Raw genomic sequence first — 21,882 nt, 5'->3', positions numbered from 1 at the left:
CGCCCTGCAGCAGCCCCGCGCCGGGCGCCACCCCCAGGTCGAGACCGCCATGGTCGCCGACGCGACCCTGCGCCGGATCGGTGCGCGCCTCTCGGCCCTGCGTCATGCCGCCGAGCCCAAGCCCGCTCTCGCCGAAGAGCTCGCGGGCGATGCCGGGGACGAGGCGGAGGCGTGCCGCGCCTGGACCTTGTGGATCACCACCACCCTCGCCCGCCTCGCCGAGGATGGCGGCGCCCTGCCCGCCCATCCCGACCTGCCCCGCGCCGAGTCTCTCGTGCGCCTCGTGACGCAGGTGGAACTGCTGGCCGAGACCCTGCGCCCGCAACGGTCGCGCGAGGCGGCAGCTCCCGCCGAGGCCGTCCCCGAAACGGCCCGCCGCTAGGTCTTTCCACCCGCCCGGGGCTAAAGGGGGCGTGTCTCGCGATCCCCTTCTCAGGCTGGGCTGATTCTTGGAAGACCTCCTCCACCGATGGCTGCAGGCGACCGGGTCGATCCGGGCCGACGTCCTCGCCGTCCTCGGCATCGTGCTGGCGCTTCTCGTCACGGTTCACGCCTTGCTGCGCAAGCGCGAGATCGGCACCGCCATCGGCTGGATCGGCCTCGCTTGGCTGTCGCCGATCTTCGGGACGGCTCTCTACGCGATCTTCGGCGTGAACCGGGTCTCGCGCCGGGCGCGCCAGTTGAGGGTGAGGCCGTCGCAACAGGCGGGCTCCCCCGTCATTCCCGACGCCAGCGTGCCCGAGGACCTGCGGCCCCTCGACCGCGCCGTCCGCCGGATCACGCGGCTCGTCCTCCTGGGCGGCAACGACTTTTCCATCCTGCGCAACGGCGACGCAGCCTATCCGGCGATGCTGGAGGCGATCGGGGGAGCGACGCGCAGCGTCGCCCTGTCGAGCTACATCTTCCGCAACGACGGCGCCGGGTCGCGCTTCTTCGAGGCGCTGGTGGCCGCGCGCGCGCGCGGCGTCGAAGTCCGGGTGCTCATCGACGGGATCGGCAGCGGCTACTTCTTCCCCGCCATGGCGCGGCGCCTGCGCCGGGCCGGGGTGCCGGTGGGGCTGTTCATGCATTCCGCCCTGCCCTGGCGCATGCCGTTCCTGAACCTGCGCACCCACAAGAAGATCCTCATCGTCGACGGGCGCATCGCCTTCACCGGCGGCATCAACATCGCCGACGAGAACCTCGTCGCCACCTCCCCTCCGGACCCGGTGCGCGACACCCATTTCCGCATCGAGGGGCCGGTGGTGGAGCAGCTGTCGCAGGCGTTTTCCGCCGACTGGGCCTTCGTCATGGGCGAGGAGCTCGACGGTCCGCGCTGGTTCCCCCCGCTCGGCGCGGCGGGCGAGATCGAGGCCCGTGTCGTCACCTCGGGGCCGGATGCGGATATCGAGAAGATCGAGTTCGCGGTGATGTCGGCGATCACCTGCGCGCAGCACAGCATCCGTCTCGTCACCCCCTATTTCCTGCCGAGCGAGATCCTGTCCACGACCCTGGCGCTCGCCGCGACGCGGGGCGTGCGCGTGGACGTCATCATCCCGCGGGCGAGCAACCACAGCTACGTGGACTGGGCGACGCGGGCGCACGTGGCGCCGCTGCTCGAGGCGGGCGTGCGGATCTGGCTCGACGAGCCGCCCTTCGACCATTCGAAGCTCCTCGTCGTCGACGGGGAATGGAGCTTCGTCGGCAGCGCGAACTGGGACATGCGCAGCTTCCGCCTGAACTTCGAGCTCAACGTCGAGGTCTACGACCGCGCCTTCGCCGACCGCCTCGACGCGTTCATGCGGACGAAGATGGACGCCCGCCTGACGGCCGAGGAGCTCGCGCGGCGGCCCTTGCCCGTGCGGTTGCGCGACGCAGCCGTACGACTAATGCTGCCATACCTCTGACGGTCCGCTCGCCCGCCTGGGCCGGCGCGGGGCCGAGATGCACCACGATGGGCCGGTGGTCGGAGGCGCCGCGCGGCAGCACCGTGCGGCCGAGGCAGGCGAGCCCGCGCACGAGGCAGCGGTCGATGCGCAGGGGCACGAGATCGACCATGGCATGGGTCGGGATGCGGGGCCCGGCATCGCGGAACCCCGGCAGCAGGGCGGGGCCCACGAGGTTGTAGTCGCCGATCACCGCGGCGCGCGCCGGCAGGCTCTGCTCGATCCGCCGCAGCTGCCGCCGGTTGAGTACCTGCCCATGCGAGAGATGGACGTTGGCGACACCGAACTCGCCGAAATCGAGGATCTGGCAGACCCGGTCGACGACGGCGCCCGACGGCAGGGCGATGACCACGGGCGGGGAGGCCCAGGGATGCGGGCTCCACATGGCGAGCCCATGGATACGGCCGGGCAGCGGCGCCCAGGCATAGACGCCGCCGAGCCGTTCCTCGATCACCGCGATGTCCTTGGTCGCCTCCTGCATCAGCAGCAGGTCGGGCCGCTCGCGCTCCACCAGGGCGACGATGGCATCGACCTTGGCTCCGGTGCGCCGCAGCAGGTTCCAGCTCACGATCTTGCGGAAGTGGCTGCGGTCCAGCGCATCGAGGGCGTGCAGGTCCGGGAATCGGGCGGGATCCTGGGACGCGTAGCGGCGATCGTTGAGCGGGCCGCGCCAGGGCAGCGAAAAGTGTCTCTTGTCCGCCACCTGCCCGCCCCCGCCGTCGCCTCGTCCAGCCTGACGCTGCCTTCCTCTAACGCTTCTTGCCGAGTTCGGCTGCGATGTCCTTGATCATATGTCCGACCTTGCGGTGGGCGCTCGTCAGCTGGTCGCGGGTGACGCCCCAGCGCTTCATCCAATGCTCGACGGCCTGCCGCTCGGACAGATCGAGCCTGTCCTTGTCGATGAAGCCGCGCTTGTCCTTCAGGCCTGCCATCTGTCCCGCCTACCTCGGTCCGCATCCCCGGCGATGCGCGTCTCCGCACGGCTCTTAACCCATGTGCCGGTGTGGTGACGAACACGAAAACAACCTCCCCGTCATCGCCGGCGGGGAGGTTGGTCCGGTTCGGCGAGCCCGGTCATGCCGGGATCGCCCTCAATTCTGCGCCGCCGCTTCGCGGGTGACGCCCGGGCGCGGCCGGTTGACGGCGACGGTGTCTCCGGTGCGGCTGATCTCGATGGCGTCGGCGGTGCCGCCGAGTTCCTGCGGGGTCGAGAGGGTCACGCTCTGGCCGTTGGCCAGGACCGTCTCGAATCGCATTGCCCGGCTGGTCCCGGTGCGGGCCAGGGTGACGACCACCCGGTAGCCCTTGGGCTCGGCGGTGTAGTAGGCGACGCCCGAGAGCTCGCCCAGCGAGACGCTGCCACCGTCGAGGGGCTTGATCGTCTCGGCGGAGGCCGGAAGGGTGGCGACGCCCACGGTGACGGTGACGGTGGCGAGGGCGGCGGCGGTGATGAGGCTACGGAGTGTCATGGTGACGGGTCTCGCTGTCTTGGCAGGGGCGGTGCGCCCTTGCCGGTGACGCGAAGATGCTGTGCGGTGCATCATGGATCAAACAGATTGGATCGATAATGACTATTGACCATGTCGATCTATCCCGCATCGACCTCAATCTGCTTGTGGCCCTCGATGCCCTCCTCGCCGAGCGCAGCGTCACCCGCGCCGCCGCCCGGATCGGCATCGGCCAGTCGGCCATGAGCAGCAGCCTCGCGCGCCTGCGCACCACTTTCGGCGACGAACTCCTCACCCGCGCCCCCGAGGGGATGCGCGCCACCCCCCGCGCGCTCGCGCTCGCCGCGCCCGTGCGCACCCTCCTGCGCCAGATCCAGTCCCTGGTGCGCCGCGACGAGGCGTTCGATCCGCGCAGCGTCACGCGAACCTTCACCATCGGCCTGCCCGATTCCACCGAGGTGCTGCTCGGGCCGCGCCTTCTGGCCTACCTGCGCGAACATGCGCCGGGGATCAGCCTGCTCCTGCGATCCATCGACCGCATCCGCATCCTGCAGGAACTCGACGCGGACCGCGTCGATCTCGGCATCGGCACGTTCAGCCACGGCCAGACGCACCACAAGCAGCGGCTGCTCTACCGCGACCGCTACGTCTGCCTGTTCAATGCCGAGCTCGTCGGGCTCGAGCCTCCGATCTCCCTGGACGATTACCTGCGCTTTCCCCACGTGCTCACCAGCCTGAAGGAAACGGCGCACGGGGTGGTGGACGACGCCCTCGCCCTCCTCGGCCTGCGCCGCGACCTCGCGGTGACGACGCCGCGCTTCCTCGCCGTGCCCTTCCTGGTGCGCAGCGCGCCCGTCCTCACCACCATGCAGGAGCGCCTCGCCACCCTGTTTGCCGGAACCCTCGGCCTCGCCGTCAGCCCCGCGCCGGTGGCCCTCGACGAGGTGGCGATCTCGATGCTGTGGCACGCCTCCTACGACAACGACCCGGCCCATCGCTGGCTGCGCCAGACGTTGCTCGCCCTTGCCGACGACGCGGCGCAGGTCGGTTGAGGCGTTTCGATTCGCGTCGCCCGGCACCACGTCCGGTCCGGATCTCCTGCCGCCGGCGACCCAAAACTTGCCAATGCGCGCAGGCGCGTGCTTTGGGAGGGCCGGCATCGGCTGCTCCGCAGGAGCAGGGCTCCGGGAAAGAGGCCGCATGGGTTTGGTAGCAGGAGGGGTCGCCGACGTCGTCGGAGGCTTCGGCGCGTGGCGCATGTGGTGGATGCTGGCCAAGAACGACGTGATTCGTCGGTATCGCCGCTCGCGCGTCGGCCAGCTGTGGCTGACCCTCAGCATGGCCGTGATGATCTTCGGCATGGGCGGGATCTACGCCTCGCTCTTCGGCACCTCCATGGCCGATTACCTGCCCCATCTCGGCACGGGCCTCGTGCTCTGGGGATTGATGTCGCAGACCATCAACGAAAGCTGCTCGAGCTTTACCGATAACGACAGCATCATCCGGCAGGTCGCGCTGCCGCGTTTCACCTACCTGCTGCGGACGATCGCCCGGAACCTTTTCATCTTCGCCCATAACCTGATCATTCTGCCGGTCCTGTTCCTCGTCACCGGCACGGTGATCGACTGGCACATCCTGCTGTTCGTCCCCGGCCTGCTGCTCGTGCTCGCCAATCTGGCCTGGATCGGCTACCTCCTGGCCATCCTGTCGGCGCGGTTCCGCGACATTCCGCAGATCGTCGCGAGCATCGTCCAGGTCGCGTTCTTCGTCTCGCCGGTCGTCTTCAAGCCCTCGCAATTGCGGGGCGACCATCCCGTTCTCATCCTGAACCCCTTCGCCAGCATGCTGGACGTGATGCGCGAGCCTCTGGTCGGCCATCTGCCGAGCGCGACGTCCTATCTCATCCTGCTCGGCCTGCTGGTCGTCGGGTGGCTCGTCGCCCTGGCCTTCTCGGGGAAATATTCGCACCGCGTCGTGTACTGGCTCTGAGGGCAGGATGGCTCATATCGTCCTCGACAAGGCGAGCGTCGCACTCGCCGTCTACAATTCCCGCGGCCGTGCCCTGAAAAGCGAGATCCTGCGGCGCACGGTGGGGGGCGGCCTGCAGAACGACCGCGACAGCAGCGTCCAGGTGATCAGGGCGCTGAACGCGGTCAGCTTCGAAGCACGCGATGGCGACCGGATCGGCCTCGTCGGCGGCAACGGCGCCGGCAAGACGACGCTCCTGCGGGTGCTCAGCCGCGTCTATCCGCCGACCTCGGGCACCGCCACCATCGAGGGGCGCATCTCATCCCTGATCGATCTGTCCATGGGCATGGATACGGATGCCTCGGGCTACGACAATATCGAGATGCGCAGCATCATGCTCGGGCTCAACCATAAGCAGGCCCAGGCGATCGTCCCCGACGTGGAGGAGTTCAGCCAGCTCGGCGAGTTCCTGTCCCTTCCGATCCGCACCTATTCGAGCGGCATGATGCTGCGGCTCGCCTTCGCCGTCAGCACCGCGGTCCATCCCGACATCCTGATCCTCGACGAAGTGATCGGCGTCGGCGACGCCGCCTTCGCGGAACGCGCCGAGAAGCGGCTGCACGGCATGATCCAGAAAGCCAGCATCATGTTCCTCGCCTCCCACGACAACGCCTCGATCCAACGCTTCTGTAACCGGACGCTCTGGATGAAGGGCGGCACGTTGATGATGGACGGAGCACCGGAGGAGGTGTTGGCGGCTTATGCGGCGGATGGGCGAGTATAAAAATCTCAAACTCGTTCCAGGGAAAATTCAGCCGAGACCACGTGATGAACGTAAAGCTTCATTAGGTTGGTCTCAGCTGATGGTGTTCTTAAAGCAAAACTTTAAATACGTTTCATTGCCACTTCTTCAGCAATCATCGAAGCAAGAGTGTTGCGATCAAGGTTAGGTCCCGGACCATCGATTGTTAGGGCAATAAAGAATTCATGTTCACCTTGATGTTGGAATGAAGATTCTCGGACTCTAATCTTGCCGAGATTATACAAATCTTCGATGAGGAGGCGAAAGCTAGACGGAACAAAACGCCAGCAATGTACGTCTACGTAATCGCTAGACTGCCGTGCGAGTTCCGCCTGAGTCACCGCAGCATCAAGATGACCGGCAAACTTGAGTTTTCCTACCGTTTGCGGCGACCATCCGATCGCATCTTCGCGAAGAACATCGTAAGCGATGCTGGCCATGATGGCCGTCGGTGTAGGCCGGGTTCGCTTTTCGTCATAAGCCTGAAGAACTTCGCTGGCAAAAGTAAGTGGCTGAATTAGATCAAAGCAGAACCGTTTATCGGGAACTGCAAGGACGAGTAGACCCTTCTTCTTCAGAAAAATTGTGCAATCATTGAGAAATGAGATCAAATCTGGTGTGTGTTCGATAACATGACTGGCCAATATAAAATCATAAGAACGATCCGAGGGAATTGATTTGGAGAGTGATTGTCCATTGGTTACATGGTCAACGTACTCTATACGATCAATGTCGACATTCAAAGTTTCTGCATATTTTTTGCGAAGGCCAGCCTGATTAATGTAATCAACTGTTTCGACGTTGAAACCCTCTGATTTTGGTAGAAGGGGATTGTAGCTGGGGCCGATTTCCAAGCCGAAGCCGTCTAGTTTCAGCATCGATAGTATGCTATCACGCCTCGGCACTTTCCGTTGAGTAACGATGCTCGTTTGCATGGGCTCATTCGACAGACTATTGAAACTAACTAGCTCTCCAAATGCAGCGCGTTCAATCGCAGGCCATTGTGCCGACGATCCGTATCGGTTCTGCACGGACTTGGCCGCTTCCAAGACCACATGTGCATAGCGGCCATCTTCAATCATGGCGATGGCAAGACGTATCTTGTCCGCCCACTCAAGCTCGTTTGCTAAAAGACCTGTATAGCCATCGTTGATCGCGTTGCGAAAAGTAAATGTCGGCGATGCGACAGTAAGAGTTGCGACAGCCGCTGCCTCAAAGAATTTCAGCTCTGACTTACTGTTCGTAAAAATATTATCTTGCAGCGGGGCCAAGTTAATTTCCGTCGATCCAATTAGTCTTTGTAGATTGAGAAAATCGGTAAAAGGATATATTTCGATTCTGTCTTTGAGGGAAGATAGATCGGGATGCAGATCAAGCATTCCGACTATGCGTAAAGTAATCAATGGGTTTTCTCGGAGTAGCTTGGCTAAAGTAGATGCAATAATGGCAAAATCACGAGCATGTGTAGGAGATCCGCTAAAATATCCAATGTGAATACGATCGGTTCTTGCCCAATTGGTTTTCTGTTTGACATCGACAATGCTTTGACTAAGAGCGAGTTGCTCTTCGTTTAAGTAATTGGGAACTATGACGGCGGGTAGGCCCGTGTCCGTGGCAATCTGAGAGGCCAGGAACAGATTCGTGGTAATGACGCCATCACACAGACGGAGGGCCGTGCCCATTCGGCCGATATAGGAATACCAATAATCCCATTGTCCGCTAGGACCGGTATCTTGGTTGAGAGAATTCATCAGCAAGGGGACATGCCGCGTATCGTAAACAAGATCGTCGAGATCGAACAGAACGCGCGCTCCCCTCCGACGCGCCCGACGGATCAATCCTTCCACATCATTGTCGAAGCGAACGCGACCCAGGACAAGAACATCGGCTACGTCAACGACGCCCTCAAGGCGCTCACCATCGGCCTGACAAAACCAGCCTGCACTCGTGTCTGTAGAGACAGCATTGACTGTTTGTACGGTGTTATAAATGCGGTAACGGAAAGTACTATTATCCGGCGTCGTATAATAATAAGCGATTCGACGTGGGCGAGATACTAATGCACGAAATCTCATATCAAAATCGAGATCCCACGGATCTCTATAGGCAATTTGCTTTGGAAGACCTGTAAACATTGTTTTAAACCTCTTCAAGCCAATCAAGGGTTGACGCCAAAGACTGCTCCCAGGAACGTTTCAAGCCTTGCCGCTCATAATTTGCCGATCGATCTGGGCCATTCTGCACCAATGATACCCCTGAGCGAAGCGCTTCGAGCAGCGCGTCGACTGTAGGTTCGGCACAAATTAAGTTATCGGAATATGTAGCAAGCGACTGTTTCAAACCATAACTGTTGGTCACAGCTACAGCGCCGCAGGCTGCCAAGTCGAGCGGAGGATAACTTGGATGAGGCGTCAACATCAACGAAAGTCCGAGATCCATACTGCGTAGCATTGTAACGTATTTATCCCAAGGAAGGCTTTCAATGATGGTAATTGGCATGCCGCCAGGAAATGCCATGACTGGTAGATCTCGACCAACAAAATGGATGTTCCACTCGTCAGGCTTTAATATTCCTTGCTCAACCGCCGCATTGAGGGTTTCAAGCCCAAGGAGGTACAAGTTTCGTGCATTATTCGGTCGCGCGTAGAAAAAGAAGTTTCTTTTTTGTCTCTGAACACGATCGGGAAAATAGGCACTATCGGGGAAGGCAGGCTCAAACCAGGTGGCATGCTCTCGAAGTCCGGTGATTCCTGTGTCGATGAGATGGTCGTAAAGTAGTTTTGTGTTAACTACTCTCCGAAGCCCTGGCGTTCTCATTGTATTATAAGCACGTAGTTGCTCGTCTCCATGCGGATAAAACATCCGCTCATCTTCCTGGAGAATGTAAACCACGCGCTCGTGGGGGACCGCAGAGAGAACATTTGCCGTTGACCACCAAGAAGTGGTAAGGAAGACATCATCTTTACTCAAGTCGATCGGACGACCGGTCTTTGAAATATTAGTATAACAAAATTCAATGTGTTCTGGTGGTAGTACACCAAGGGAAACTAAAAGATTTGCCACGTTGTCGCGCAGCGGTTCTGCGCGTAATGTGGAAATACGCAATGTTGCCCCACGGCGCTTTGCCCAAAGTGCAGCAAGAATTGTAGCAGTGCCGACGCCACCGAAGAAACTATCAGCAGCAATACTATCGGTTACCATGGTGATGCGTGGACGGACAGCACGAGCGATTGAAAAAACAGGTAGTGGGCGAAGGTCCGAAAGGCTCCTATTTACGACATCCGCTGTCGTTAATGACGACTTTGCAACGGAACGTGAACTGTGATCTGGTCCGCTGATGCTCGCTGCGTACGATTTGCCTAATCCCGGCGCAGAAATTGAATTTGCAAGAGCAATCTTTCGCTCGCGTAGATATTGTATCCGCGCTGGAGTACGATGTGGTGTGATGGCCCACCAGCATAAGCGCGCCGCTCGACGTCCAAAACGACGGATCGGAGGAGGGACTTGGGAAGCGAGGGAACGCACAGATGACGTCGCACGCCAAGTTGCACTACCTTCTATAGCCGTCAGTTGCTGGTTAACAATATGCAAGCGCTCGATTGCTTGAGCGTGAGCGTGTTGCGCCATTGCAAGTTGCGCAGCCATAGCATCAAGATCGCTCTGAAGTAAGCTTGATTTATTATGATAGTCGTTATGTTGATGTGACGAATGCTGTTCTACAGACAGCAGTTTTCTTTCTGCTGCTCCAAGAGTACGCTTAGATTCTGCCAGCATATGTAGAAGGCGAAGTTTTTCTATGTAGACGCTGATAGCTGCATCGCTCGGTCGCTGTCCCCGTCGTAAAAGCATGGTGTGTGGCAATATAAATGACGCGTCGTATATAAGATCAGGCCAAAGACCGTGTTGCCCGAATTGCTTGATCCAGTCGATTGGAGGGCGAACGTTGATGTGGGTTTTTTCCTGAAAGTCGTAAGGCGAAGATGAGAATATTACTGTATCGGACGCCTGTGATATATGTTCGATCGCCCTGGAGGCTTCGGCGGATGGCATGTGTTCCAAGACTTCAATGCAAGTGACTAGATCGTATCGTCCTGCAATCGGATCAGCCAAAGATGCTACAAAGCAATGCTCGCGCATGTCTGCGCGCACGTTCGCGATAGCGAATTCGGATATATCTGCGCCTGTGGCTTCAATACCACGATCCCAGAATGCTTCCACAATCATCCCGAGCGCACAGCCGGCGTCAAAGACTGTTTTTGGAGCAATCGATCGGATGATATGTTCGACAACTGTCGAATAAAAATTTAACCAAGTTCGGGACCGCTCGTAGACGTCCGGACCACAGCTGGTCGCGTAGTAATTTTTATCAAATAATTGATTTGCATCGTAAGTAAGATGCTTGTTTTCTTTAGCGGTCATGAATTATTCCTTTCCAAAAAGTGAATTTTCATCTTTACATTTTATAGATCGACTTGGCTCTTGTGCAACCGATAATTTTAAGCGGAATAGCCCATGCTGACGGCGAATGCGAGCAGTTGGGGTGCGTGTCAAGGATGTTAGGCTCCGCCTGTCGGATATTGACATTCTGCACCGAACCCAGATCGTAGCGATGAACTCTGCCATAGCATTGCGATGGAAGAAATCTCAAGATGCTTCACGTTTGGAGCAAGCAAGTTGCGGCTCTGTATTTCTTGTAAAATGCAATGGCATGATAAATCCATGAATTTTTATTTCAATGTTAATCATTCATTCCTCGGCGACGAGACTCGCTCAGTAATTCATGGCTCTGTTTATTTTTACAGAAGTGGTCGGTCTGGTGAGTAGAAGTTATCAATGCTGCGAATCAGCCAACGAGATATTTTATAAAATCGTAAATACATCAGATTGGCATGGCCGGCGAAGCGACGCCCGCCTGCGGCAAGAGAGTAATCGCGTTTTACAAATAATTGTAAATCCATGCGGCGAGCCGGTATATTGTGGAGAGTTGAAATGGTGTGCGCCCGACCCTTCGAAGTGCGGGCAAGATGGCCTTCGATCATGGGTACTAGCTCGGGCCGCTTGGCCGTGACAACATCTATCCACGTGGAGATCGAAGCGATCCGGCACGGATTTACGCGGAGAAGTTCGATCTTGAGGAAAGGTATCTCCTCGATCTCGATAAGCTCACGCCATAGAAAATGGCTGGTGTTCGACGGTATTTTCAGGCTTTGCCCGTTCCGGAATTTGCCATCGAACAATGCCTTTATGCTGTAGCCGTGTGAAATCAAATTCTGCGACAGGCCGATTTCGCCGTCCCGAATAATCTCGGCCTTCGACATCTGATGGAATGGCTGTTTGAATACGCCTCGGAAGGCGGCGCTGGCATGTACGTGTGGCTCGAAGATGATGAGCCAGCTTTGCAGGTGGCGCTTGATTTCTTTGCTCTCGATCATCCCGTAGACGTCCGACGGCACGCTGGTCAGGCGTGTAAGAGCCCGGTTCAGATCGCCGATCGGGCCGTAAACGCTGTCGTTTGCAATCATGAGCTGTCCGGAGACGAGGCTCGCGTACCGCTCGATGCCAAGAGCCCAGGATGCGAAATCGTGGCCTATGTTCTCACGCAGAATGACATCGTGAGCGACAGATCGGAGTCGTAACACATCGTTTGCGGACAGATGCGAGGTGGAGATGACGACAATGTCGAAGCCCGCAGCCCGGATTGCCTCTAAGTAATAGATTACATAATCGGCAAGTACATTGTCTTGGTCGAAATGCGCGAACAGGCATAAATTGTTGAACATATGAAGATCCGAGGCGACGATGGCGTCAGAGAAAGGTTGCTGACTGACGACGTGAATCGATGTCACGCAACGTCATGATGTTGGTCGTCGCGAGTGAGTTCAGTGTCGTGTGATGGGATCGTCACAGCACCGACTCCCCGAACACGGCCTCCGGCAAGTTGAATCTGGCACGGGCACCGTCGATCAGGCCATGCCAGAGAGCGGTCCGTGTCTCGCGCGAGAAGCGGTTATGGACGAGATACGCCGCGATGCGCAGGGGGAGGGCAAGCAGCGTCTTGGCTTTGTGACCGACGGGTACGTGGCGCATGCGGAGCATCGCCAGCTGGTTGCGCAGGAAGGTGTAGAGCCGTCGCGGCGGCTGGTCGGTGAGCAGCAGACCGAAGGGGAGCCGGATCAGGCCGCGCCCGAGTTCGTGCGCCATCAGGACATCGTCCGCCATCCAGATCGAGTAGCCCCGGTAATTGGCGCGCATGCACCACTCGATGTCGATGGCATCTATGAAGAAATCCGCGCGGAAGGGGCCGATCGCCCGCGCCGCCTCGCAATCCACGAGGGAGCCTGAGGAGATGACGAACTGCACGCGCGTGACATGCGCCTCGTCCCTGTCGCTCGCCTCCCCCGGAGGCGCCCTCAAGGGCTTGCCGGACCAATCCGTCGGTCGCGGGCCGACGATGGCGGGGCGCTCGCCTGCCGCGCACAGGCGCCCGTGGATCGTGGCGAGCCGTGGGATTGTGCCCGCGGAAGGCAGGCTGTCCTGATCGAGGAGAAACAGGAAGGCACCGCCCTGACGGTGGGTATGGTCCAAGAGCGCGTTATAGGCGACCCCGAGGCCGAGATTGCCGCCGGGTCGTATCACGGAGAGGTCGGTGCCCTGCGCCGCCGCGCGCAGGCGGTCCTCCTCCTGCGAGGAGACGGCGGAATTGGCGTAGATCACGATCTCCCGCACGTCGGGCGCCAGCGCGCCGACGAGGCGAAGGAGGTTCGCCTCGTCGGGATGATAGATGACGATCCCGGCGATCGTCTGCGGTTGCGCGGACAAGGCGGCTTCCTGTTGCGGCATATGTCGGCGGGACTGCCATTCTGATGAGGCCTACGCAAGCCGCAGAGGTCGTGTGGCGGAAACCATCCTCTTGCGGCGGACGAGGGAACTCGCGGCGCCCGAGCCCGTTCTGCTCTGGCTAAGAGACTCCACCTTCACCCGCCCGGCTCACGCCGCGGCGGGTTTTTCGTCGCAGGGCGAGGGTGGCATCGATCCTCCTCCCCGCTGTCGCGTTTCCCCGGTTCCAGAAACGGTTGGGATGGGAAACGAGCCATGAGCGACGGCGCCACCGCGAGCGACAGCCCCTTCATCAAGGGTCGGAACGCCCGCCTCTACGGCAAGACACGCGACAGCTGTCCCTATTCCGAAGGCAGCGACGATCACGCCGCCTGGATACAGGCCTTCGATGAGGCCGCCGGCGACGACAGCGCGACGGACACCGGAACCGTCGATCCGCAAAAGGCCACCTGACCGCATGCCGTCCGGCCGGGAACATCCGGCCGGCGGTTCCTCTTCACCATCGCCGTGCCCTGATCCGCGCGGGAAGAGGTCTCGAAGACCTGGTGTCCGTCATGCGATAGTCGATCCGGCCTGAACTTTTCCAAGCGCCGGAGCCATCCATGAACGGACGAAGCCCCAGGGGCGGGCACGGCACCCGAGCCCTGTCCCAGCACATCCTGCCCGCGGCGGGAACGATGATCGGGGTCTGCACGACGCTCGTCGGGTTGGTGAAGATCGCCGAGGCTCAGATCGGCCCGAGCCACGTGGACGAGGCCATTTCCCTGACGGCGATCCTGTTCCTCGTCGGTGCGGCGGCCTCGTATCTCTCCATGCGCCTCGACGACGACCGTCCCCTCGCCCTTCGGCTGGAGCGTGTCGCCGACATCTGCTTCGTCATCGGCCTCCTCGGCCTGTCCACGATCACAATTCTCTTCGCTTACGAAGCGATCTGAACCGACGCGGGCCGTTCCCCGTTGGCAGTACCCTCCGAATCATCGACGGATGCCTGTGTATCGGGAATCAAGGGGGGCACTACTACTCTTGCGGGACGAGACCCGTCGCGCGACAACCTTTCGCCGACTGAGAATGCGGCGCATGGGGGACGTCATGGTGGGTCGGATTGTCAGGGCTGCGGCGATGGCCGCGGTGGGTGTCGGTGTGCTCGGATTGGGAGCGTGCGGCAGCATCACGCGCGGAACCTCCGAGAAGATGGCGTTCCAGACCGAGCCCCCTGGCGCCATGATGACCAGCACCAAAGGTTATGCCTGCCCGGCCACGCCCTGCTCGCTCGATGTCGACCGTTCCGACGAGTTCGACGTCACCTTCGCCAAGCCCGGCTTCCGGCCCGAGACCATTCCCGTGCGCACCAAAGTCGTGGGAACCGGGGCCGCCGGTATGGCGGGCAACGTCATTGCCGGCGGCATCATCGGCATTGGCGTCGATGCCGCCACGGGCGCGGCGTTCGACCATTTCCCCAACCCGGTCGTGGCCACCCTGGTGCCGGACAGCCTGCCCAGTGCCCAGCGCGAGCGCAGGCGCCGTGGCAAGCCCGGCGTGTGAGGGCGCAGCACCGTCCGCCTACGACGTGACCAGGGAGCGGAGGGCCTCGGCGAGGTCGGACAGGCTGAGCTGGCCCTTCTGAAGCACCCGGTCCGCCTGACCGGCCAGACGCCGGCGGTCGTCGGCGGTGACGTCCTTGGCGGTGAGCACCACCACGGGGATGTCGCGCCATTCGGGTTTTGCCCGGAGGACGCGGAGGAAGCCGAACCCGTCCATCTCCGGCATCATCAGGTCGAGGAGGATGAGGCAGGGCTTCTTCACCGCCACCGCCTCCAGCCCGGCCCGGCCGTGCTCGGCGGAGGTCACGCGCCAGCCCTCGCGGGTGAGCATCGCCGTCATCCGCTCGCGCACGTCGGCGTCGTCGTCCACCACGAGGACCGGGCCGTCGGAGCCCGTGGCCCGGAAACGCTCCATCGCTTCCTTCAGGTGTCCCCATTCGATGGGCTTGTGCAGGTAGTCGGTGGCGCCCAGCGAGAAGGCGAGGCTCTGCTCGTCGAGCACCGTGACCATGATCACCGGCGTCGCCCCGAGTTCGGGATCGGCGCGCAGCGCCCGTAGAACCGACCATCCGTCCATGCGCGGCATGGTCACGTCGAGGAGGATCACCCGCGGGCGCAGGGCGCGGGCGCGCTCCAGGCCCTCGCGCCCGTCCGCCGCGCTGGCCACGCGAAAGCCGTCCTTCTCGAGGTAGCGAGTGAGGAGATCGCGGGTCGCGGGATCGTCGTCGATGATGAGGACCTGATCCCCCTTGGCGGCGCCGGAGGGCGCCGTCGCGGGGCCGTCATGGGCGATCGCGGAGGGGGCCTGCACCTCGACGTAGCGGGCGGGAATCCGGATCGTGAAGGTGGTGCCCTCCCCTTCGCGGCTCGCCACGTCGATCTGCCCGCCGAGCATGGTGGAGAAGGCGCGGGTGATGGCGAGGCCGAGGCCGGTGCCGCCGAAGCGGCGCGTGGTCGAGGCATCGGCCTGGGTGAAGCGCTCGAACAGCTTGGCCTGCTGCTCCGGGCTCATCCCGATGCCGGTATCGGCCACGTGGAAGACCAGCCAGGCGTCCTCGCCATCACCCTCGCGCACGGCCGAGAGGGTGATCCGCCCGTTCTCGGTGAACTTCGCCGCGTTGCTCAGGAGGTTGATGAGGCACTGGCGCAGCTTGGTCTGGTCGGTATGGGCGAGCCCGAGATCCTCGGCGAGGTCGAGGGCGAGGGCGTTGCCTTTCTTCCCGATGAGGGCGTCCACGGTGGAGGCGACCTCGCGCACCATCTCGGCGACGGGGAAGTCCTCGGCGTAGATCTCCATGCGCTCGGCCTCGATCTTCGAGAGGTCGAGGACGTCGTTGATGAGGCCGAGGAGATGGCGGGCATTCGCCTCGATCTTGCGCATGTCGGCGAGCAGGCTCTCCTGGCCGAGATCCTCCATCTCCTCCTGCAGCATCTCGGAATAGCCGATCACCGCCGAGAGCGGCGTGCGCAACTCGTGGCTCATATTGGCCAGGAACTGACTTTTCGCGCGGTTGGCCTCCTCCGCCGATTCCTTGGCGGCTTCCAGGGCCTGCTCGGCCTCCTTGCGCGCGGTGATGTCGGTATGGGCGCCGACCCATTCGCGGACCGTCCCCGCCTCGTCGAGGATGGGGACGCCGCGCACGGCCATGTGGCGCCACACCCCGTCATGCCGGCGCAGGCGGTGCTCGATCTCGTAGAGCGTGACGTTCGAGACCGCGTGGTCCCATGCGAGTTGCGTCTTGTCGCGGTCGTCGGGGTGGATCGCCCCGAGGAAGCCGTGGCCGGCGGCCTCCGTCGGGCTCTGGCCGGTGAAGCGGGTCCATTCGGACGGGGCGACGGCGAAGCCGCCATCCGGCGGGGTCGCCCAGACGATGGAGGACGTGGCCTCGGTCAGGGAGCGGAACCGCTGCTCGCTCTGGCGGGTGCGCTCCTCGGTGAGCTTGCGGAGGGTCTCGTCGGTGACGACGAAACCGACGCCGTCCACCGTCCCGTCGGAGAGGCCCGCCGCGCCCGGCAGCGGATAGACGCTGATCTGGAGATGGCGGACGCCGCCCGGCGCACTCGGGGTCGGCACGGCGACGTCGATATCGGGCGTGATCAGGCCGTTGTCGCGCGCCGCCTCGAATTTCGGACGGAGCAGGTCTTCGAGCTCGGGAATCGCGGCCCAGATCGGGCCGCCGAGGGACGCCTGGAATCCGCGCGCGTTCATGGTCTCCAGGGCGCGGTTCATGTGGCGGATCGACAGGGTCTGGTCGAGGAAGCCGAGGCCCACGGGAGCGTTGGCCAGAACCCCATCGAGGAGCGCCGTCATGCGCTGGCTGTCGCGCCGGCGCAGCAGGGCGATGCGGCCCAGCAGTCCCATCGCGGCGAGCCCCGAGGCCGCGCAGACGAGGGACAGGATCAGCCCACGCCAGAATTCCGTCGTCTCGGAGCGGGCGAGGCTGTCGCGGGCATGGTCCTGGCCGACCCGCGTGGCTTCGCGGATGCCGTCCATCATCCGCTTGCCCTCCCCGGTCTGGACCAGGGTCACGGCCGCGTCGAAGCCGCCGGCATCCCGCGCCTCCACCACCCGGCGGGCGAAATCGCGCTCACCCGTGATGAGGGTCCGCAGCTCCCGGCGCCGGGCGGTTCCGGGATCGGCGGATTCCGATTCCAGCCGGTCGAGCTCACCGATCTGTCCGTCGAGGGTGTCGACCGCGCGCTTGTAGGGGGTCAGGTAGTTCGGCAGCCCGGTCAGGGTGTAGCCGCGCATGCCCGTCTCGAGGTCCTTCATGGTCGAGAGCAGGCGCTCGTTCAGCGTGATGATGTCGTGCTGGCGGGAGGCTTCCGTGCGGCTGCGCTCGGCGAACACGTAATTGGCGAGGCCGGCGACCACGGCGACCGCGAACAGGCCGAAGGCCACGGGGGAGCCCGGAATCCCCTGCAGGGCGGTGGGGACGGTCTTGGGGCCGCGCCAGCGCCAGAGGCGGCGGGATGAGGTCGGGGTGTCCATCGGTGCGGCTCGCGGTGATGTCGATGACGGATCGGTGGTGTGCGGGGACGGCGTTTCCGGCGGGTGCCTATCGTCGCAGCCGGTTGCCCAGGACGAAGCCGAACAGGCCCATCAGGATGATGCCGGCGGCGCCCTCGATCCCGACGAGGAGGTTGGTGAACCTCCCGACCGGCTTGACGCCGATCTCGGGAGGGTTCGCCGTCATCATGTTGAGGGCGCTGTAACTGAGGAGGTCGAGGGGGTTGTACGTCGCACTTCCATTGCCGCCCTCGGGGATCAGCCCGCCGGCGATGCCGAACAGGGCTCCAAAGACGAAGATCAGGATCACGAAGGCGCGGGCGATGCGCGACAGGCTCTCCCCGTAATCGCACAGCCATTCCACGAAGCGGTCGGCGACCCAGCGATAGCCCGATTGCAGGACGGGCTTCCAGGTTTTGGGCGCCCTTGTCCGCCGGGACCAGGCCGCCCGCGCCTCGGCGCCGGCATGGAGCCGACCCATGCGACGGCCGCGCTTGTAGGCCCAGCTCGCCTCGTCATGGCTGCCGATGCTCTTCATGTTGTGCTCGATGGCGAGGTAGCTCGCCTGCGCGGCCTCGTATTCGCCCGCGATCTCCTCACCCACCGCGCCGCCGAGCTGGTCCACCCGGAAGCGGACACCGGTGAGGAGCGCGCCGGAGAATCGCGCATGGCGCAGACGGCACGACATCAGGTTGAGGCGCACGAGGTTGGTGTCGGACAGGTCGGCGCCCGACAGGTCGGCCCCGTCGAGGGCGGCGCCGGAGAGGCTGGCGCCGCGCAGGCGCGAGCCGGTGAGACGCGCCTTCTTGAGGCTCGCCCCGTCGAAATTGGCGAAGGTCAGGTTCATGTCGGAGAGGTTCGCCTCGTCGAGGCGGCCGCCGTCGAACCGGCTGTAATCGGCATCCGCCCCGGTGAAGTCGGCCCCCCAGAGATCGGCGCGGGCGAAGGTCGCCCCGTCGAGGAGGGCGCGCTGCATCCGGGCAAAGCGCATCGTCGCGCCCGTGAAGTCGGCATCCTCCAGCATCGCGTCGGAGAAATGCGCCTCGCCGCCGACGATGCCGGTGAAGTTGGCGCCGCTGCAATCGGCCTCGCTGAAATTCGCTTCCTCCAGGATGGCGCCTTCGAAACGGGCGGAGCGGGCCAGCGCTCCGACCAGGGAGGCGCCGGACAGGTTGGCGCCGGAGAGGTCGGCCTCCACGAGGTCGGCTCCGTCGAGATGCGCGCGGCACAGGCCGAGGCCGCGGTGCCTGGCGTCCCACCACGGGGGAGCCGCCTCGTCGGGCGGGATGCGCGCCAGCAGAACCTCGCGCCCGGCCCGGAGGCCGGACAAGGCGAGGCGCTCGTCATCGGCGCGGAAGGGTTGCCCGTCCGCTTCCGCGATACGGGCCAGCAGCCCTTCGGTGGCGGCGTGGGCGGGGGTGGCGTCGCGATCGGCCATGGCCTCAGCCGCGTCCCGCCCGCCCCGGCGCGGCATAGCGCAGGGCCGCGTCGAGGGCGTCGTTAAGGGAGGTCACCAGCACGTCGGCGGAGGTGGTCCGGCGCAGGCGGTCGAGGGTCGAGGGGTCGCGCTCACGCCAGAACCCGACGAGCACCTTGACGCCCGGCAGTTCCTTGCGGGCCTGGCGGACGGTGAGACGGATCTGCGAGAGGCTGACCGGTTCGAGATAGGAGAAGCAGATCATCGCGATCTCGTCGGCGCGTTCGGGCCGCTTGTCGGCGCGCAGGTCGGCGAGCGAGGTCATCTGGGCGGCCAGACCATGACGGCCGAGGATCTGGCTCAGCATCAGGGTCGCCGCCTCGTCGAAGGGACCCCGGCTCGACACACAGAGGATCGGGGTGGCGCCGCGCCAGTTCGCGGCGAGATCGTCCCGCGCCAGGACGATGCCGGCGCTGCTGCTGTCCGGCCCCGCCGCGGCGATGGCCGCCGCCGCTTCGGCATTTCCGGCGGAGCCCGACCGCTTGATCGGCGCGAGCTTGAGCCTGTCGACCACGGTGCGGATCGCCGCGCCGACTTCGCTCTGGCGCGACCGGTCGAGGGCCCCGCGGGCGAGGTCGTCCTGGGCGAGGCGAAGGCCCGCCAGCACGACCTCGTCGTAATAGGTCACCAGCGCCCGCGCCTTCAGCACCTGCCGGCCCTGCTCGATCGCCTCGGCCGGGTCTCCGGCGAGCATGCGCTGATAGAAGATCTCGGGCGGCGCCAGGGCCGGCTGGTCGCCGAGGATGACGTCGAGGAACCAGAGCCGGTCCACGTGGCGGCCGAGGACGACGAGGCAGACCGTGATCGGCGTCGCGAGGACGAGGCCGATCGGTCCCCAGAGGAAGGTCCACACCGTGGCCGCCAGGATGACCGCCAGCGGCGAGAGGCCGGTGGAATGGCCGTAGAGCAGCGGTTCGACAACATGGCCGGCGATGGGCTCGACGATGAGGAACAGGAGCGCCGTGGCGATGACCATCGACCAGCCGGGATCCACCGCCGCCGCCAGGATCAGGGGCAGCAGGGCGCTGATGGCGCCGCCGATATAGGGCACGAAGCGCAGGATGGCGGCGAGCACGCCGAACAGGATCGGGCTCGGCACGCCGATGACCCAGAGGCCGGTGCCGATGACCGCGCCGAAGGCGATGTTGAGGGCGAGCTGGGCGAGGAAGAACCGGCTGAGCCGGCTCGTGGCGTCGTCGATGGCCGCCGTGGTGCGGCGCAGGTCGCCCGAGCCGGCGAGCCGGATGGCGCGGTTCCGCAGATCCTCCCGCTGCAGCAGGATGAAGATCGTGAAGAGGAGGATCAGGCCCGCCGTGGCGAGCGGGTGCAGGATCGGCCCGACGAAGGCGCCGAGCGTCGTGGCGAGGGCGGCCTGCGGGGTCGCGACCACCACGTGGAGGGGGTTGGCGCGGCTGCCCGACCGGCCTGGAAGGTCTTCGTCCTTCGAAGGCGCTGGTTGCAACTCCTCGCCGAGGTCCTGCACCATGTCGACGATGCGCGACAGGGTTCCGCTGCCCGAGGTCGCCTCCTTCACCGAGGCGATCTTCTCGCGGATGGTGATCTGGTAGCGCGGCAGGTCGGAGGCGAGCTGGCCCGCCTCGGTGGTGATGAGCAGCCCGACCCCGATGATCGCCGCGAAGGCCGCCACCACCACGAGGGGCGCCGCCGCGGCGCGCGGCACCATCGCCCGCCTCAGCACGCGCACGGCGGGCACCAGGACGAAGCTGAGGAGGATCGCCAGGACCACGGGCACGATGATGTCGCGGCCGAAATACAGCATCGACGCGATGGTGACGACCAGCAGGCACGAGGCCAGGATCGTGAACACCGGCATCGCCTGCCGCATCAGGCGCGCGGTGATGGGATCGTCACTCATGGAGGATGGGTCTTCTCGTCTCGACGCGTGTCAGTGGAAGCCCCGTCCCGTCGGGACGCGCGAAGTCCTGGATCGGACCGGCGGTCAGGCCGGCGTTTCCGCGCCGCCCAAAGCCGCGCCGATCTGGGTGAGGAGCTTGGAGAAGTCGATGGGCTTGGGATGGTAATCGTCGCAGCCGGCCTGGATCGCCTTGTCGCGGTCGCCGAGCATGGCGTGGGCGGTGAGCGCGATGATCGGGATGTCCCGGGTGTCGCCGCTGGATTTCAGGGCGCGGGCCGCCGACCAGCCGTCGAGGATGGGCAGGTTCATATCGAGGAGGATCACGTCCGGCCGTCCGGCACGCGCCTGCTGCACGCCGGCCTCGCCGTCATGGGCCAGGATGACGTCGTAGCCGCGTCGCTTGAGACGGCGGGAGAGGAAGTCCCAGATCTCTTCGTGATCTTCCACCAGTAGGATCTTGGCCATCAAGGGAACTCCGGCATCATGTCGACCCGACTCGTCGGGGCTGCGTTTGCGTGAGCGGTCGTTCGGCAGGCCGGGAGCCCTCACATCCGATCGCTCGTGTTCTGGTCATCACGTTCCGTGCCTGCCGGCCCGGTCGCCACATCCTTGTCACGACGTCCTTGTCACGACGTCTTTGCCCGCCTCCGTCGAAGACCGGCGCCGGATAGGTCCGGGCATTCGGCGGATGGGTGCAAAGAGGCATCGTCCCCTCCCCGCCCGGCCCCGGATGGTCGCTCCGCACGACGGAGCGCCCTGGTGTCAGGCGTGGTGACGAAGTGCAACGCACCAATCGGGCTTCCGGTCCTTGAGCACGACAATTCTGTCGCCCGTCACGCAGGGGGATCGAAGGGGTAGGGCCTGGAGCGAGACCCGGAGGCGGCGCTAGAGCGCACTCGCGACGAGGATCGCGGCGACGACGGCGACGGCATCCTCGGTGAAGGCGGCGGGCCGGTCCGAACCGAAGGCGGCGGCCATCCGCGCCCTCGCCCGTGCGC

The 21,882-nt window shown here is 63.6% G+C and carries 18 protein-coding genes and 1 pseudogene; 8 read left to right on the top strand and 11 right to left on the bottom strand.

The genetic code is table 11. The features are described from left to right. Positions 1–382 (top strand): annotated as a pseudogene (locus tag FV220_RS17325) (FUSC family protein); the annotation flags it as partial. 67 nt (positions 383–449) lie between these two features. Then, positions 450–1,886 (top strand): cardiolipin synthase, encoded by a 1,437-nt coding sequence (gene cls, locus FV220_RS17320; RefSeq protein WP_018043402.1) that lies wholly within the window; start codon positions 450–452, stop codon positions 1,884–1,886. Here cls and FV220_RS17315 read toward each other — a convergent pair. From FV220_RS17315 to FV220_RS17305, 3 genes are all read right to left on the bottom strand, one after another. Beyond that, the gene (locus FV220_RS17315) at positions 1,777–2,538 is read right to left on the bottom strand and encodes an endonuclease/exonuclease/phosphatase family protein (protein ID WP_082473239.1); all 762 of its coding nucleotides are present in this window, start codon (positions 2,536–2,538) and stop codon (positions 1,777–1,779) included. The two genes, cls and FV220_RS17315, sit on opposite strands and share 110 nt — an antisense overlap. A 136-nt stretch (positions 2,539–2,674) precedes the next feature. Then, complete coding sequence (locus FV220_RS17310; protein ID WP_018043399.1) at positions 2,675–2,857, bottom strand: DUF3606 domain-containing protein; 183 nt, start codon at positions 2,855–2,857, stop codon at positions 2,675–2,677. A 159-nt stretch (positions 2,858–3,016) separates the two neighbouring features. After that, positions 3,017–3,394, bottom strand: coding sequence for a hypothetical protein (locus FV220_RS17305; protein WP_147832689.1), 378 nt, complete (start codon positions 3,392–3,394; stop codon positions 3,017–3,019). 98 nt (positions 3,395–3,492) lie between these two features. On the opposite strand from FV220_RS17305, the gene FV220_RS17300 reads away from it, so the two are divergent. The 3 genes from FV220_RS17300 (at position 3,493) to FV220_RS17290 (ending at position 6,125) form a co-directional block, all read left to right on the top strand. Next, positions 3,493–4,425: a LysR family transcriptional regulator gene (locus tag FV220_RS17300; protein WP_018043397.1), complete on the top strand. Its 933-nt coding sequence runs from the start codon at positions 3,493–3,495 to the stop codon at positions 4,423–4,425. 148 nt (positions 4,426–4,573) lie between these two features. Beyond that, complete coding sequence (locus tag FV220_RS17295) at positions 4,574–5,362, top strand: ABC transporter permease (protein ID WP_147832688.1); 789 nt, start codon at positions 4,574–4,576, stop codon at positions 5,360–5,362. A gap of 7 nt (positions 5,363–5,369) precedes the next feature. Next, positions 5,370–6,125: an ABC transporter ATP-binding protein gene (locus FV220_RS17290; protein ID WP_147832687.1), complete on the top strand. Its 756-nt coding sequence runs from the start codon at positions 5,370–5,372 to the stop codon at positions 6,123–6,125. Positions 6,126–6,226: 101 nt separating this feature from the next. Here FV220_RS17290 and FV220_RS17285 read toward each other — a convergent pair whose 3' ends face one another. The 4 genes from FV220_RS17285 to FV220_RS17270 all read right to left on the bottom strand — a co-directional run bounded on the left by FV220_RS17285 (position 6,227) and on the right by FV220_RS17270 (position 12,962). After that, positions 6,227–8,305, bottom strand: a complete 2,079-nt coding sequence (locus FV220_RS17285) for a methyltransferase domain-containing protein (protein WP_147832686.1) — start codon at positions 8,303–8,305, stop codon at positions 6,227–6,229. Then, entirely contained in the window at positions 8,283–10,562 is a 2,280-nt protein-coding gene (locus FV220_RS17280) for a class I SAM-dependent methyltransferase (protein ID WP_147832685.1), read from the bottom strand. The genes FV220_RS17285 and FV220_RS17280 overlap by 23 nt, the downstream gene beginning before the upstream one ends. 377 nt (positions 10,563–10,939) lie before the next feature. After that, positions 10,940–11,989 (bottom strand): rhamnan synthesis F family protein, encoded by a 1,050-nt coding sequence (locus tag FV220_RS17275; RefSeq protein ID WP_147832684.1) that lies wholly within the window; start codon positions 11,987–11,989, stop codon positions 10,940–10,942. Positions 11,990–12,044: 55 nt separating this feature from the next. Next, positions 12,045–12,962, bottom strand: coding sequence for a glycosyltransferase (locus FV220_RS17270; RefSeq protein ID WP_238253914.1), 918 nt, complete (start codon positions 12,960–12,962; stop codon positions 12,045–12,047). Between the two features lie 273 nt (positions 12,963–13,235). On the opposite strand from FV220_RS17270, the gene FV220_RS17265 reads away from it, so the two are divergent. The 3 genes from FV220_RS17265 (at position 13,236) to FV220_RS17255 (ending at position 14,522) form a co-directional block, all read left to right on the top strand. Then, the gene (locus FV220_RS17265; protein ID WP_018043379.1) at positions 13,236–13,433 is read left to right on the top strand and encodes an Rmf/CrpP family protein; all 198 of its coding nucleotides are present in this window, start codon (positions 13,236–13,238) and stop codon (positions 13,431–13,433) included. Positions 13,434–13,582: 149 nt separating this feature from the next. Continuing rightward, positions 13,583–13,915: a hypothetical protein gene (locus FV220_RS17260; RefSeq protein ID WP_147832682.1), complete on the top strand. Its 333-nt coding sequence runs from the start codon at positions 13,583–13,585 to the stop codon at positions 13,913–13,915. Positions 13,916–14,171: 256 nt separating this feature from the next. After that, on the top strand, positions 14,172–14,522 hold the full coding sequence (locus tag FV220_RS17255) for a translation initiation factor 2 (protein WP_246689480.1): 351 nt from the start codon (positions 14,172–14,174) through the stop codon (positions 14,520–14,522). An 18-nt stretch (positions 14,523–14,540) separates the two neighbouring features. Here FV220_RS17255 and FV220_RS17250 read toward each other — a convergent pair whose 3' ends face one another. The 4 genes from FV220_RS17250 to FV220_RS17235 all read right to left on the bottom strand — a co-directional run bounded on the left by FV220_RS17250 (position 14,541) and on the right by FV220_RS17235 (position 21,349). After that, positions 14,541–17,513 (bottom strand): response regulator, encoded by a 2,973-nt coding sequence (locus FV220_RS17250; RefSeq protein ID WP_147832681.1) that lies wholly within the window; start codon positions 17,511–17,513, stop codon positions 14,541–14,543. 67 nt (positions 17,514–17,580) lie between these two features. Then, positions 17,581–18,969: a pentapeptide repeat-containing protein gene (locus tag FV220_RS17245; protein ID WP_187273442.1), complete on the bottom strand. Its 1,389-nt coding sequence runs from the start codon at positions 18,967–18,969 to the stop codon at positions 17,581–17,583. A gap of 4 nt (positions 18,970–18,973) precedes the next feature. Further along, a complete protein-coding gene (locus FV220_RS17240; RefSeq protein ID WP_147832679.1) occupies positions 18,974–20,884 on the bottom strand; it encodes an AI-2E family transporter in 1,911 nt (636 codons plus the stop codon). Between the two features lie 84 nt (positions 20,885–20,968). Further along, a complete protein-coding gene (locus tag FV220_RS17235; protein ID WP_018043373.1) occupies positions 20,969–21,349 on the bottom strand; it encodes a response regulator in 381 nt (126 codons plus the stop codon). Between the last annotated feature and the right edge of the window lie 533 nt (positions 21,350–21,882).

Source organism: Methylobacterium sp. WL19 (genome assembly GCF_008040005.1).
Taxonomy (GTDB): domain Bacteria; phylum Pseudomonadota; class Alphaproteobacteria; order Rhizobiales; family Beijerinckiaceae; genus Methylobacterium; species Methylobacterium bullatum.
Note: the sequence above shows the minus strand (reverse complement) of the source record. Positions and strands in the feature narration are given on the sequence as shown.